This window comes from Paraburkholderia sp. PGU19, assembly GCF_013426915.1.
Taxonomy (GTDB): Bacteria; Pseudomonadota; Gammaproteobacteria; order Burkholderiales; family Burkholderiaceae; genus Paraburkholderia.
Genome location: NZ_AP023179.1, coordinates 157,492 through 172,326 on the forward strand (window position 1 = coordinate 157,492; position 14,835 = coordinate 172,326).

Genomic DNA, 14,835 nt, shown 5'->3' on the forward strand with positions numbered 1-14,835 from the left:
GACTTCAATCCAACTCGATTACTTTTAGTGACTCGATGCCCCGATCATCGACAAGCTTCACGGCAATCTTACGGTTTTCACCAGCCGCGAAGGGTAGGCTCACCGTGCCGTGCAGCTGGTCGAGCTTGGACTCGTCCAATTCCGCCTTGATGTCTTTCGTTAGCTTGTACCAACCATCCTTGGCACCGGCCATCGGGAAGAAAATCTGGCGCGGAAAAAGACTGCGCTCGTCGTAGTTCGTATCCAACGACCAAGCGGCGATCTTGCTCTTCCCGCCGCTGACCAGCTCTCCCTTGCTGGGATCGAAGTAGTCAAAGCCGTGAACTTCGACCTGGTAAAGGTCGTCCTTCCGCTTCTTTACAGTGATTTCAGGCTGACCCATCAACCAGAAGCTCTGATTGCTGCTGCGTGCCTTCTTCAAGTCCTCGGTAAGCAAATCGGTGTTCATGTATGCCTTTAGCGCAATGATGCCTTTAGTAGCATCAATGTCCTTGGATGCCTCAGGGTCAAAGGAGAAAGCACAGAACACTATCATCTTTGGACGGGGGAACAAGTCACCTGCCTCGCGCATGGCTAGTTCCACCTGCCGCTGCTCCAGTGCGGCGTACTCAGGGCCGAAGCTCACAACCACCCGTTCACCCGTGTCCTTGACATGACCACTGCAATGCAGATTGCGTGTGTCGGGCAAGGTCTCTAGCTCGGAAAACTCGAGCCGTTGTCCATGCTTCCCGCGTATGCCAGTTTTCAGCAATTCGTCGCGCCAACTATGTTGGCGTTGCGACTCGCCGCTGCGAGCGATGGCTGCGTCGGCCTCTTGCGCGGGTTGAGTTTCGTCCAGCGACAGTACAGTCGGGAATGGCACGGCTTCGATGGTGAAAGGGCCAGTGATGCGCAGCTTATCCCTCGAAATAGACGGCTGGTCGAATAGCACCTCCTGATCGGCATGGGCGTCGATGGAGTCATTCATTTTTTTCTGCATCAGCTGCCGCGCGGCGTGAAATGCGTCAAAGGGCTCACGCACAGATGCCCTCCAACCTACGGAAAAGTCAAATGGGACTTCCCACTCCTGCAACGTATCGCCCTTCGTAAAGTCAAGAGTTTCGCCCTTGCGACTACCTCCGTCTACCTTGAAGGTGCCGTTACCCTTTAGCGCAGCATTTAGTTTGGTCAACGCCTGCTCGATGGCTGGATGAAACTGTTCCCAGATTTCATCGATCTCGGGATTGTTGGCAATGGATTTTAGAGTGACGTGTGGAATGGTCTTGTAGATGAACTCGCCCCTCAACCCTTCATGGGGATACTTGAGCTCAAAGTAGTTGAAGCCGGCGGTCATCAGACGCTGCTTCGCTAGCGTGATAGCAACGCGCGAGGTGTCACAGGTGATCCACCGACGGCCCCATTTCTCGGCGACATGGGCGGTAGTTCCTGACCCGCAGGTTGGGTCAAGAACCAGGTCACCTGGCGCAGTGGTCATAAGCAAACAACGTTCGACGACCTTATCATTCGTCTGGACCACATATATTTTCCCCATGCCGCTTCCTGTAGCCGTGTCCGTCCACAGATTTGACAAGTACGAAGCAGGGAAATCATCCAGGTATCGAATGCTGTCAGTCCCGCTGGGTGCAATGCGACCCGCCTTGCGAAGACGTTCGAGATTTTCGGGCGGGAATCCCCACCAGCGGCCACCAGAGTCTACTGTCTTACCTTGAAACTCAAACGAATACTTCTGTCCTGGTCCAGGTTTCGTCATCAGAACATAGCGAAGCGGACGGACAACGTTCAAGTCATCTTCAGTACGGAGCGGTCGAATCCGACCAGTATCTTCCTCTGCTAACCGGTACGCCCCAATATCTTCTGTTGGGTTTTTCTCGAGGAATATCTGACGATACTTCGTCTTATCACGATTTTTTCCGTACCAAATTATGTAATCGTTCCGTCTCGGCAATCCGACGGAACCGAGTGCCCCGGCCTTAACAAAAATAATATCGGCCACGAAGTTTCCATCTCCGAATACTTCGGATAATAGCTCTCGGACGTGATGTACGTTTTCCTCGGAAATCTGCACAAATATGCTGCCAGTTTCATGTAGTAGCTCTCTCGCAAGTAGCAACCTATCCCGTAAATACGTGAGATATGAGTGAATGCCTAACTCCCAGGTATCACGGAACGCCTTGATCATCTCCGGTTCCTGGGTCAGGTCTTCGTCCTTCCTGTCCTTCACGTCGCGTTTGTTGACGAAGGGCTGAAAATTGCTGCCGTACTTGATGCCATATGGCGGGTCGATGTATATCGTCTGTACCTGCCCGGAGAGACTCTCTTTTTGCAGCAGCGAGTTCATTACTAGTAAAGAGTCGCCCGCTATCATTCGGTTCATCCAACCCCGGTCATGCTTGTAGAACTCGATCTCTTCACGCAACGGTAAAGGTTGCTCGAACCACGCACGAAACATGTCCTCTTGGGCGCTGACATTGCCCTTCTTCGCTGCCCGAACCTGTTTCTGAATCGCGGAAAGAATCGTTGCCGGATCGATGCGCTCATGTACATGCAGGCTGACAGTATCGACCTCGAAGCTGTTACGTTCTGCCTTGCCCGCCCAGTTCAGATAGGACGAGGTTTGGCGCTTTAACTGCTCCAGCGCGGCGCGCATGCGTTCTTCGTTACCGCTGGCCAGCGCCTCATCGATCAGTTTTTCAGTCTGGGCGCGGCCAGAGTCAAACTGAAGCGCTGGATCGATATGTGGGTCGTATGCCCAAGTGGTCTTAGGCTGCTCCGGGTCCGTTTCAGGGGTCACTACCCCTACGTCTGGGTTGTTCTTACGCTTTTGCTCGTGCTGGTAGGCGATGATCTTGGCGCCATCGTCTCCCTTTTTTGCCTTGATCTCAGACTTGGCTTGAATAGCCTGTGCAAGGGTGATTTCCCCTTGCTTGGATTTAGGCATTTCGACGGGCTTTTCTTGAGCGGACAAGGTGAAGGATTCGGCATCCTGCAACGCTCGGGCGACTGAGCCCCACGTCCCTTGCCCTTGACCAATTTGCCGGAGTCGACCAGCGCATCGCGAGCATTCGCGTAGTCGTCCTCGGTCACGGTTGTGCCAAGTTTTCCCTCAACATGCATTCGCAAGGCTAGGTTGCCAACGGTCTCACCGTTTTTCGGGACGAGTTTCAGAATGGCGGATTTGATCTCCGCAATGCGCGCTTGAGTTTTCGAGGCGGTGCTGGGGCGTTTGATAGCCAAGATGATCTCTTTCTTGGAGAAGTTCTATGAGAAGTGTACTGAATGCGTCGCGTATTCTAGCGAGGCCGCTCTGCTTGCGGGAGTGTAAGATTTTTGCTCTGTGGGCGTATTGGGGCCCCGATTCTGGATTCTATAAAAATCAAGCATTTAGGCCGATAGTGCGCCTCTGATGAGAGAGTTTGTGCGGTTGATCGGGGTCGAAGAGAAAGGGAAGAAAAATTCGCTACATAATCTACATTGGAACATGCAGCCCGCAGATGGCACATATTTGTGCCATCGCATGTAAGGGATCGAAAAAGCGTAAGGCCCAGTCGACAGACCGGGGCATGTGCTTGAATTTCTGACACGGTGAATGGTTCCCAATACTCGAACGGCAAACAATCTTCCACGTGCGTTCCTAATATTCCACGTCTGGATCTTTCCAGCCGTCGGGCATGACAATCCTTGCGACGATGCCCGCGTGCTGCTCAAGCAGGAAGAGCAAATTGCTGCCGCTCAGCAGCTCGATCGGCTTGTTGTTGGCGAAATCGAATGCAGCCTTGCCGTATCCACTTGTCGCGACAAGGATGCCTTTCGAGGCTCCTTCGTTCTGCATGGTGCCGAACAGGTCACGGACTGCGCTAACGCCGACCGTGTTCTTGTAGCGCTTTGCCTGTATGACGACCTTCCCGCCGAATATTGGACGCGGGTCATAGGCGACGCAGTCCACACCCCCATCCCGTGACGACTGGGTAAGTTTCGTTTCGAGGCCCATCTTTTCGAAGAGGTTCGTGATCAGAGCCTCAAAGTCGCCTGGTGTGAGATCCATCAGGTTGGCGCGTTGGTCGAGGGTCGAGATGACGTCGCGCTCCTCGATAAACCTGGGGTCGACCATGTTGAACTCGAGGATTGGCCTGACCGGCGCCAGCTCAGCAGGACTCTTCGACAGTGAGGCATTCAGTGTCTTGAGGCACGCGATCGGGTCGACCCGGGTGAGATCGAGCCCCTCGAAAACATCACGGGTCGTACGGACCGTAATGATGCACGGGCGGATATTGCGTCCCGATCCACGGTCGATCGTGCCGACAAAACCGTTGACCACGACTGACTCAAGATGGCGGTGATAGTCAACCGAAAACATCTCATGCAGCACGCGGAGCGTCATCTGCGCCACCACGGAAGCGTAGAGTGCCCTCCGCTGCGTTTCCGGGCGCGGTGATTCGGAGATTGTGTCAGTCGCCTTGACGTACTTGTAGGCTTTCACTGTAGGGATGGCGCTGTCGATGTCCGGAAGATCGAACTCGACGACGAGCTGTTTCGACTCAGCCACGTATGCAAGCTTGCCGTCGCGATTGAAGCCTTCTGGCAGGTGCTGGAACGATTCTTTTTGGATCCGTTCGAACAGTTCCTGCATCACCTCAGGAACGCCCTGTTCCAGCTCCGCCATCCACGCCTTCACCTTTGAGAGCCGCTCGGTCTCGGCGGCCTTCAGACCGGCAACCAGCGCCTCATGCCCAGCGCGCTTCTTCGCCACCTCGTCTAGACGCGCCTGCTCTTTCGTGGTGTAGTCGCTTTCCTCCTGCTGGAACCTGGCGCGGGCTGCCTCGAACTTCTTGCGATACCCGGATGCCACCCAAGGCAGCCAGCCGAGCAGAGGGTGGGGTCGATCCGGATGCCACATTTGCGGCTTGGCGATTTCCAGATCAAGCGAACCGAGCGACAACCGGGGGTACTCCCGCTCGGTCAGCATCTTCTTGAACTCCACCTTGATCGGCTGCTTGACTCTGGCAAGGAGGAGGTTTTCAAGTTCGGCAATGCGCCGGTCCAGGTCGTCAGTGAGTGAAGCGGCTTCCTGCGCCCTGTCTTCCAGGTAGTCCAGTCTTTCCTGCTTCTCCTGCCGTGCAGTCTCGCGTTCAAGCTCCCGCTCAAGCCGTCGCGCGTAGCGTTCGGCGTTATAGTTCTGTGCCATGGACCAGGTCCCCCGAGGCTGATAATTCGCTTCTTGTTGAAATGTCCTGCGTGTCAGCTGCAGCAATAGTTACAAGTACAGCCGGTACATAATAACAAGTGTAACTAAAGGCTATGGGTTGAAATTTTCTATGCGACTACATGGAGGCCTTCCGCCCCCCTCCCGCTGCTGGCCCCCCCTCGGGGGGCGACCTCTAGAAACGTTTTGGTCGATCAAAAGAATTCCCCCGCCCGACGATCGACGAGCCCGGACTGAACGAAACCAGCGTGCTGATTGCACGAAAATGAATTTCCTCGTTGGCAAAGAGGCGCGCTGACCGGCTGAAACAAGATCAGCAGACTGTAGTCCTCGGACCAATCATGTAGCCGATCAAGCTTGGGGGTAGATTTGGGGGTATGTCTTAAACGGCGGTTCGTTAATTGATTGTCCAATAAGGATAAAGGAGGCGAGTTGGGTTGTCCTCCGCTCCTGCACGTCCAGTGTGAGCCACGGTAGCTGGAAGGGCCACGAGGTCTCTGACCATCTCTTCCATACAATCCTCGAAGCTGCTTCCCCACCCCAACCATTTCATTTCCACAACATCATCTTTCACCGTGCGTAAGCATGGAACGTTCTCACTCGCAACGGTTCCTACACCACGTAAACCCCGACACCTTGCGACCCGCAGCGCTGCACAAACCGCGCTACCTGCTCCGCACTTTTCCAAAAGAGCCTTTCGAATGGACCCGCATCGCCCGCGTTCTATCGAAGTGGATTTTTTCCGTGGGATCGTGCTGATCGTGATCGTGCTCGACCACATCCCGGGCGGGGTGTTGCAGCACCTGATGTTGCACGCATACGCCCTATGTGACTCAGCAGAAGTCTTCGTATGCCTCGGGGGCTACGCCTCAGCCGCCGCCTACGGCGCGGTCCTAAGCAAGAAGGGCGAAAAGGCCGCCCACAACCGCTTCTACAGGCGCTGCTGGGAGATCTACCGCGCCTACCTTCTAACAGCGGTCCTCACGTTACTCTCAGGCGCAATCCTGCAGCTCCTGCAGCTAAACCGCCCAATGGTCGACCTGACAGGCTGGCCACTATTCGCGGCAGCCCCAATCCGAGAAGCATTCGACATAGCAATCCTCAGACGCCAGCCCTACCTATCAAGCGTCTTACCGATGTACGTAATCTTCGCGATCACCGTCCCCTTCATCGTCCCACTAGCCCGAAAAGCTCCACTCACCGCCCTAACAGCCAGCCTCACAACTTGGGCACTAGCAGTCCCCCTAGCCAAACTCTTCGCCATAGACGACGTCAGCGACTGGGCTTTCAACCCATTCGCCTGGCAACTGATGTTCGTGATCGGTATCCTGTGCCGTGAGCGTCCGGTTTCGGATCATTTCTTAGAATCAAAACCCGGCCGATGGTTTACAAAAACAGCCCTAACAGCCGTGCTAGCCTTCGCAGTGGTGAAGCTTTTCATCCTGACCCAACCACTCCCTGGCCACCTGAAACAGAACTTGTCGATTGAACGCGTGATCAACTTCCTCGCTATCGCCTGGCTTGCCGTCGTCCTTGTCCGCGCCGGCACCATTGCGAAACTCGCGCAAAAAGCGCCAGCCGTCATCAAGGTCGGGCAAACGGGCCTGGTATGCTTCGTCGGCGGCACGCTGATCTCGCTGATTGTCGACACAGCGACACCGCACAGCATCCACGGCCTGACCCACGGCCTGGCAGCGCTCGCCGGCGACCTCGTCGCGATCATCGCCGTGCTGCTGCTCGCGCGCTTCTGGAAAGACTGGAAGGGCCCGACGCAGCCACGCGCCGTCGTCAGCGGAGCCGACTGCCGATGAAGCGCGGTATCGCATGGCCGCGTGCAGCGCTCCGGCTCGCACGCACGGCGCTCCTATGCTGCGCCGCCAGCGCAGCAACGGCGGCAACACCCGAAACCCCAACCCCAACCGCCCCAAAACAACCCCCATTCGCCACCCGCTGCACAGACCTGAACGATCTCTGGCTAGACGCCGAAACCATCGCACTCCCGACCCACGGCGCCCACGTCGAATCCGCAACCGTAGTCACAGCCCAAACCCCCGGCAACGGCGCCGGCGAGTTCTGCCGCATCACGGGCGTCATCCGTGCAATAAAAGGCACCACACCCGACATCCGCTTCGACCTGAACCTGCCACGCCGCTGGAACGGCCGCGCATTGCAGGTCGGCGGCGGCGGATACAACGGCACAGTCGTAACCGGCATCGGCGTGATGCCGTTCTCACCGATCCGCGCACCGCTAGCCCAGGGCTACGTAACCTTTGGCGACGACTCCGGCCACGTCGGCAATTCCGCACTCGCGGTCTTCGGCCTGGTCGACGAAGCCGTCGTGAACTTCGGCTACGCGCATCTGAAGAAAACCCACGACGCGGCCCTAGCGCTAACCGTACGCATGTACGGTCATCCACCTGACCGCATGTACTTCGCGGGCGGCTCGACGGGGGGCCGCGAGGGCTACACGGTGATGCAGCGTTTCCCCGACGACTACGACGGCGTAATCGCCGATTCCCCCGCGCTCAATTTCTCTGGCGTAAGACTGATCGGCATCCGCCTCGGCCAGGCCGAATACGCAACCCCCGGCGGCTTCGTCCCACCCGCGCTACTCGAACGCGTCTACCAAAAGTCGCTCGAAGTCTGCGACAAGCTGGACGGCGCGGCTGACGGCATCATCAGCGACGTCGCCGCATGCCGCCAGCGCGAGCCCGAGATCATCGACGCGCTGCGCTGCCATCGCGGCACGTCGTACGCCCACGAAGGCGGCTGTCTGACCGATGCGCAACTATCGACACTTAACATCCTCCGCGACGGCCTCAAACTGCCGTACAAGTTCGCCTACGACGTCAGCGGTTACCACGGCTACAACGTCTTCCAGGGCACGCGCCTGAACGGCATGCTCGGACTCGGACGCGACCCTGCGCGTCAAACATCGCCGACCTTCACCGGCAACGGCTATCTGTTCTCTCAAGCCGACGGCTACATCCGCTACTTCGTCACCCAGGACCCCACCTTCGATTCAATCAAATTCGACGTACAGCACCCCGGCAAATACCAGAAGCAACTGATCACGCTATCGCAAGTCATCGGCGCAATGAATCCCGACCTTGGCCGCTTCATCGCAAAAGGCGGCAAGCTGATCACGATGCAAGGTCTCGCCGACGAAGTCATCAGCCCCAACCAGACGATCGCCTACTACGACCGCCTCGTCGACCTGTACGGCGACGAGCGCGTAAACGCCTTCATGCGTCTCTACATGGTGCCGGGCTTCCAGCATGGCGGCGGCGTGTTCATTCCATCTGTCGATCTGCTCGGCGCGCTCGACAACTGGGTCACGCGCGGCGTCTCTCCGGAAACGCTGCTCGCCACCGACATCTCCCCGCCGACGAACGGCCGCTCGCGTCCACTGTGCCGCTATCCGATGTACCCGCGCTACCTCGGCAAGGGCAATCTCAACGATGCAAACAACTTCGTCTGCAGCGAACCTTGAGCATTCGCTAGTCAGATGAAAGCGCGCAGCACGAAGCCATAAAAGCGCTGTCGCGCACCGTACATTTCGGCCCTCATTTCACCCGCAATCACGCAGCGGCCCTGTAGTATTGGGCGATCATCCCGCAAGGCGCTGCTATCTGCTGTCATCACACGCCTTCCGGTAATGTTTGCGCGCATCGAAAGCGTGCGAACAGTTTGCACGCAAACAATTGGGCAATATTTACCTGCACTCCCCCGGAGACCTTATGACCGCTTCTAAAAGCGCGGCCCTCGTCGAGGTGCTGACGCGTCATCGCGACACGCTGCTCACAGAATGGTTGAACCAGCATCTATCGATCTCGCTGCGGCGCGGGCTCGCCACAGAAGCGGAAATGAGCGACCAGTTCCGCAATTTCCTTAACATCTTCTCCGACACACTCGCCAAAGCCGATACGCTGGACGCGAGCCGTCCCGAATGGGAACCCGTGCGCGCGTTCCTCGCTGACATGTCCGCGCATCGTGCGCGCCAAGGCTTCACGCCTGTCGAAACTGCGACCTTCGTGTTCTCGCTGAAGCAGCCGCTCTATGCACGCCTGCGTGAGGAGTTCGCCAGCCAGCCGCAAGAACTCGCAGACATGAGCTGGACAGTGAACCTGATGCTCGACTCTCTCGGCCTCTACACGACGGAAGTGTTCCAGCGCAGCCGCGAAGCGATCATTGCGCGTCAGCAGGAAGAACTGCTCGAACTGTCGACGCCCGTCGTGCAGCTATGGGACGGCATCCTCGCATTGCCGCTGATCGGCACGCTCGATTCGGCGCGCACGCAAGTCGTGATGGAAAGCCTGCTGGAGAAAATCGTCGAAACAGGCGCAGCCATTTCGATCATCGACATCACAGGCGTTCCCACCGTCGACACCCTCGTCGCGCAACATCTGCTGAAGACCGTCGCAGCCGCGCGACTGATGGGCGCGGATTGCATCATCAGCGGCATTCGTCCGCAGATTGCGCAGACCATCGTGCATCTCGGCGTCGACCTGACCAACGTGATCACGAAGTCCACGCTGGCAGATGCGTTCATCATCGCGCTGCAAAAGAGCGGGTCGAGCATTCCGACGCGCGCCGCCGGTTAAGGTGACGCCATGGATCGCATTCCCATCCTGCGGTTGGGCGATTGCCTGATCGTCGCGATTCAGGTGGACATGCACGACCGCCTCGCCATCACGCTTCAGGACGACCTGACCGCGCGCATCGTGAAGGACAAGGCGAAGGGCGTGCTGATCGACATTTCCGCGCTCGATATCGTCGACTCGTTCATCGGCCGGATGATCAGCAACACGGCCGCCATGGCGACGGTGCTCGATGCGCAGACGGTCGTGGTCGGCATGCAGCCGTCCGTCGCGATCACGCTGGTCGAACTGGGACTCACGTTGACGGGTGTGCGCACGGCGCTCAACGTCGAACGAGGCATGGCGCTGCTCAAGCAGCGACAGCGCTGATTATTGGGGCGCTCACACATGAACTCATTCGGCGTAGTGGTGACATCGACTGTCGAAGTCGGTCTGCGCTCGGATCAGGAGATCGTCAAGCTTCGCCAGGTCGTGCGCGACGAAGCCATTGCACAAGGTTTCTCACTCGTCGATCAGACGAAGTTCGTCACGGCCGCGAGCGAACTGGCACGCAACACGCTTCTGTACGGTGGAGGTGGCGACGCGACGTTGAGCGTGCTGCTCAACGGTACGCGCAAGGGCCTGAAGCTGACGTTCGTCGACCAGGGCACGGGCATTCCGGATATCGAACGCGCAATGCAGGACGGCTTCACGAGCGGCTCGGGGCTTGGCCTCGGGCTCGGCGGCGCGCGGCGTCTGTGCGACGAGTTCGAAATCCAGTCGGAACCAGGGAAAGGCACGACAGTGTCGATCACAAAATGGAAACTTCGCTGAGCGGTCTGCGCGCCATGCACGCGTCGTTCGAAATCGCCGACGCGAGCAGCGTCGCGTTCGCGCGGCGCGGCGCCAATGACGCAGCGCAAAAGGGTGCGCTGAACGAAACGGACCTGGGCCGCGTCGCGCTGATCGTGACGGAGGCGGCGACCAACATTCTCAAACATGCGCAGCACGGCGAACTGCTCGTGCGCGTCCTGCCTTCGAATACGTCGGGCACGCTCGCCGACGGCGTCGAGATCATCGCAATCGACAAAGGCTCAGGCATGCAGGACGTGCAGCTCGCGTTCCGCGACGGCAGCTCGACGGCGGGTTCGCCGGGCACGGGTCTCGGCGCGATCCGGCGTTTGTCGGAAGAGCTGTCGGTGTATTCGCAGCCGAATCTCGGCACCGTGCTGCGCGTCGTGGTGCGCAGCCGCGGCGCGCACGAGCGCGCGGGACGCGCGGCGGCGGGCACCGACATCGGCGGCGTATGCGTGCCGTATCCGGGCGAATCCGTTTGCGGCGACGCGTGGGGCATCGAAGCGGATCAGGACGGCCTGACCATCACACTCGCCGATGGTCTCGGCCACGGCCCGGACGCGCATGTCGCGGCAGCGGGCGCCGTCGAGGTCGCGCGGCGGCGCGCGGGCCGTTCGCCCGCCGCACTGATGGAACTCGCGCACGCCGCGCTGCGCCCAACGCGTGGCGCCGCCGTCGCCATCGCGCGGCTCGATCTCGCGCGCTCGCAACTCGTCTTTACGGGCACGGGCAACATCGCGGCGTCGATCTTCAATACCGGCAAGCCGGCACTGATCGGCGGCGGCGCGAGCCACAACGCGAGCACGTCATCGGAGAGCGCGCGCAACACGTGGCAGCTCACGTCGCGCAACGGCATCGTCGGTCATACGATGCGCGACTCGCAGGAGTTCGAAGTGCCGTGGACGCGCGACGCACTGCTCATCCTGCATTCGGACGGCATCGGCACGCGTTGGGATCTGGCCGCGTATCCGGGCTTGCATCTGCAGCCGGCCGTGATGATCGCCGCCGTCCTGTACCGCGATTTCTCGCGCCGCCGCGACGACGCCACTGTGGTGGTTGTCAAGGCAGACCAGGGAGTACATTTCAGGAATGACGACCCCCATATTGCGCATCCGGCTTGAGGCTGAGGAAGACGTCGTCGCCGCGCGCCGCAAGGCCCGCGCGATCGCCGCGGGCTTCGGCTTCTCCACGCTCGACCAGACGCGCATCGCGAGCGCGGTCTCGGAGATCGCGCGCAATGCATTCGAATACGCGTTTGGCGGCGAGGTGACGTTCGCGTTCGACGGCGCGTCGAAGCCGCAAGCGCTGCTCATCGACGTGCGTGACCAGGGGCCCGGCATCCGCGACCTCGAATCGGTGCTCGACGGCACCTACCGGTCATCGACGGGCATGGGCCGCGGCATTGCCGGCAGCCGCCGGCTGATGGACCGGTGCGACATCGAATCGTCGGCGGAGCGCGGCACGGCTGTGGCGATGGCGCGCTTCCTGCCCCGGACCGCCCCGAAATGGCAGCGACGGGCATCGACGCGATCATGCGCAGCCTCGTCCAGCAAAACGCGCTGGGCAGACGCCCGGGCGGCGCGACGAGCGCCGAAGACGCGGCACGCCGCTCGTTCGACGAAGTGCTCGAACAGAACCGCGAACTCCTCTCCACGCTGACGGAACTGCGCGACCGTCAGGACGAGTTGACGCGCCTCACGCTGGAACTCGAAGCCACCAATCGCGGCGTGGTCGCGCTATACGCGGAGCTGGACGAACGCGCGGACGAACTGCGCCGCGCCGACACGATGAAGTCGCGCTTCCTCTCGAACATGAGCCACGAACTGCGTACGCCGCTCAGCTCGATCCGGGCGCTGTCGAATCTGCTGGTGAACCGGCTCGACGGCGATCTTTCCGCCGAGCAGGAACGCCAGGTGCTACTTATCCGCAAATCGGCCGAGGATCTAACCGAAATCGTCAACGATCTGCTCGATCTCGCCAAGATCGAAGCGGGCCGTACCGAGGTGACGCCCGTGTGGTTCAAGGCCACCGAGCTCTTTGCTGCGTTGCGCCCGATGCTGACGCCGCTGCAGACTGATCCGTCGGTGAAGCTGATCTTCGAGGACGCGTACGGTTTGCCACCCATCTTCACCGACGAAGCGAAGCTCACGCAGATACTGCGTAACTTTGTCTCCAACGCGCTCAAATTTACCGAGCGCGGGGAGATACGCGTTGGTGCGCGGCTGGAGCCGGATGGCGAGCACGTCACGTTTTTCGTGGCCGATACGGGAATTGGCATCGCCGAGGAGCACCAGCAAGTGATTTTTGAAGAGTTTGGCCAGGTGCAGAACCATCTGCAGCAGCGGGTCAAGGGAACAGGTCTCGGCTTGCCGTTGTGCCGCAAGCTCGCTGCGCTGCTCGGCGGCTATGCGGGCGTCGACAGCAAGCCGGGTGTCGGCTCGACCTTCTACGCGACGCTGCCGCTCACGATTGAAGCGGTAACCGGACCGGGCGCGGACGACGCAGCCGGCGGTCCGGCCATCGCGCACGGAGGCGCCTCATGACGGTTGCCGCTCCGCTGATCCTCAACGTCGACGACAACGACGGCGCGCGTTACGCGAAAACGCGCGTGCTCGTGCATGCCGGTTTCGAGGTGATCGAGGCGGCGACGGGCCAGGGCGCGCTCGATCAGGTGCGCGCGCACAGCCCGGCGCTCGTGCTGCTCGACGTGAAGCTGCCCGACATCAGCGGCATCGAGGTCTGCTCGATTCTCAAGCGCGATCCGCGCACGCGCTCGACGCTGATCCTGCAGACGTCGGCGGCCGCCGTGCAATCGTTCGACAAGGTCCGCGCGCTCGACGGCGGCGCGGACAGCTATCTGACCGAGCCGATCGAGCCGGCCGAACTCGCCGCCAACGTGCGCGCGCTATTGCGGCTGCATCGCGCGGAAGAGGCACTGCGCGACGCCGACCGCCGCAAGGACCAGTTCCTCGCGACTCTCGCGCACGAACTGCGCAATCCGCTCGCGCCGATCCGCAATGCCGTCGAGCTGATGGACCCGCGCCATCACGCGAACGACGACACCGTGCGCGACGCGCGCATGATCGCGCGCCGTCAGGTCGAGCATCTGAGCAGGCTCGTCGACGATCTGCTCGACGTGTCGCGCATCACGCACGGCAAGATCGCGCTGCAGATCGAATGCGTCGATATCGCCGCCGCTGTCGCGACGGCTGTCGAAGCGAACCAGCCGTCCATTCAGAAGAAGCAGCACACGTTGCACGTCAACGTGCCCGACGAGTCGTGCATGATCTACGGCGACCCGATCCGCGTCGCGCAGGTGATCAGCAATCTTCTGTCGAATGCGGCGAAGTACACGCCGGAAGGCGGCGTGATCGAACTCCATGCCAGCGCGGCCGAAGACATCATGACGATCCGCGTGCGCGACAACGGCATCGGCATTCCGCCGAACGAACTGGCCGACGTGTTCAATCTTTTCATGCAATCGGAAGATTCGCTTGCACGCTCGGAGGGCGGACTGGGCATCGGGCTTTCGCTCGCGAAGACGCTCACCGAACTGCATGGCGGCACTATCGAGGCATTTTCTGCGGGGCTTGGAATGGGCTCGGAATTCGTCGTGACATTGCCGATAGCGGCGTCACAAAACGTAGCGTCACCGTGTCCGGTAGAGTCCGCGGCGGTGACGTCCGGCGGCGACGCCGCCGCGACTAACCCGGCACCCGTCGCCGCCAATCCCGTCGGCGACACCCAAAGCGCGCCCGACGCGAAGCGCCGCGTGATGGTGGTCGACGACAGCGTCGACGGCGCCGAATCGATGTCGATCCTGCTCGAAATGCTCGGCCACGATGTTCGTGTGATGTACGACGGCGCGGCGGCGATCTCGACGGCAGGCGAATTCAAGCCGGAAGTGGTGCTGCTCGATATCGGCTTGCCGGGCATCGACGGCTATCAGGTCGCGCGCGCGTTGCGCGCCGAGCCGGCCACTGCGGGCGCATTGCTGATCGCGCTCACGGGCTATGGTCAGGACAGCGACCGGCAGCGCACGCGCGATGCGGGCTTCGATCATCACCTGGTGAAGCCCGCATCGCTCGACGACATCGAGCGCGTGATCGCGGCGGACGGCGCGAGCGGTATGCCGCGCAATCCGGGCACACCCGTGCAGTCGGACGCGACGGGGTGAAGGCGAATCGAACGGAAGGTGAT

General features: G+C 60.3%; 11 protein-coding genes. 9 read left to right on the forward strand and 2 right to left on the reverse strand.

Annotation, left to right across the window (positions count from 1 at the left end; translation table 11 throughout):
* Positions 1-4: 4 nt before the first annotated feature.
* Both H1204_RS00715 and H1204_RS00720 read right to left on the reverse strand, forming a co-directional pair.
* Positions 5-2,989, reverse strand: a complete 2,985-nt coding sequence (locus tag H1204_RS00715) for a site-specific DNA-methyltransferase (RefSeq protein WP_198001211.1) — start codon at positions 2,987-2,989, stop codon at positions 5-7.
* 642 nt (positions 2,990-3,631) lie between these two features.
* The gene (locus H1204_RS00720; protein ID WP_180729394.1) at positions 3,632-5,182 is read right to left on the reverse strand and encodes a restriction endonuclease; all 1,551 of its coding nucleotides are present in this window, start codon (positions 5,180-5,182) and stop codon (positions 3,632-3,634) included.
* Positions 5,183-5,901: 719 nt separating this feature from the next.
* On the opposite strand from H1204_RS00720, the gene H1204_RS00725 reads away from it, so the two are divergent.
* The 9 genes from H1204_RS00725 to H1204_RS00760 all read left to right on the forward strand — a co-directional run bounded on the left by H1204_RS00725 (position 5,902) and on the right by H1204_RS00760 (position 14,812).
* Positions 5,902-7,011, forward strand: a complete 1,110-nt coding sequence (locus tag H1204_RS00725) for an OpgC domain-containing protein (protein ID WP_180729395.1) — start codon at positions 5,902-5,904, stop codon at positions 7,009-7,011.
* Positions 7,008-8,693, forward strand: a complete 1,686-nt coding sequence (locus H1204_RS00730) for a tannase/feruloyl esterase family alpha/beta hydrolase (protein WP_180729396.1) — start codon at positions 7,008-7,010, stop codon at positions 8,691-8,693. Before H1204_RS00725 ends, H1204_RS00730 begins: the two co-directional genes overlap by 4 nt.
* Before the next feature lie 247 nt (positions 8,694-8,940).
* Positions 8,941-9,804 carry an STAS domain-containing protein gene (locus H1204_RS00735; protein WP_180729397.1) on the forward strand — a complete coding sequence of 288 codons (864 nt, stop codon included), beginning with the start codon at positions 8,941-8,943 and terminating at the stop codon, positions 9,802-9,804.
* Positions 9,805-9,813: 9 nt separating this feature from the next.
* Positions 9,814-10,170 carry an STAS domain-containing protein gene (locus H1204_RS00740; RefSeq protein WP_042314434.1) on the forward strand — a complete coding sequence of 119 codons (357 nt, stop codon included), beginning with the start codon at positions 9,814-9,816 and terminating at the stop codon, positions 10,168-10,170.
* 18 nt (positions 10,171-10,188) lie between these two features.
* The gene (locus H1204_RS00745; protein ID WP_180729398.1) at positions 10,189-10,614 is read left to right on the forward strand and encodes an anti-sigma regulatory factor; all 426 of its coding nucleotides are present in this window, start codon (positions 10,189-10,191) and stop codon (positions 10,612-10,614) included.
* Positions 10,599-11,756: an ATP-binding protein gene (locus H1204_RS00750; protein WP_180729399.1), complete on the forward strand. Its 1,158-nt coding sequence runs from the start codon at positions 10,599-10,601 to the stop codon at positions 11,754-11,756. The genes H1204_RS00745 and H1204_RS00750 overlap by 16 nt, the downstream gene beginning before the upstream one ends.
* Positions 11,740-12,294 carry an ATP-binding protein gene (locus H1204_RS51130; protein ID WP_243468535.1) on the forward strand — a complete coding sequence of 185 codons (555 nt, stop codon included), beginning with the start codon at positions 11,740-11,742 and terminating at the stop codon, positions 12,292-12,294. The genes H1204_RS00750 and H1204_RS51130 overlap by 17 nt, the downstream gene beginning before the upstream one ends.
* Positions 12,295-12,446: 152 nt before the next feature.
* Positions 12,447-13,178, forward strand: a complete 732-nt coding sequence (locus tag H1204_RS51135) for an ATP-binding protein (RefSeq protein WP_243468646.1) — start codon at positions 12,447-12,449, stop codon at positions 13,176-13,178.
* Positions 13,175-14,812 carry a response regulator gene (locus H1204_RS00760; RefSeq protein ID WP_180729400.1) on the forward strand — a complete coding sequence of 546 codons (1,638 nt, stop codon included), beginning with the start codon at positions 13,175-13,177 and terminating at the stop codon, positions 14,810-14,812. The genes H1204_RS51135 and H1204_RS00760 overlap by 4 nt, the downstream gene beginning before the upstream one ends.
* Positions 14,813-14,835: the final 23 nt, after the last annotated feature.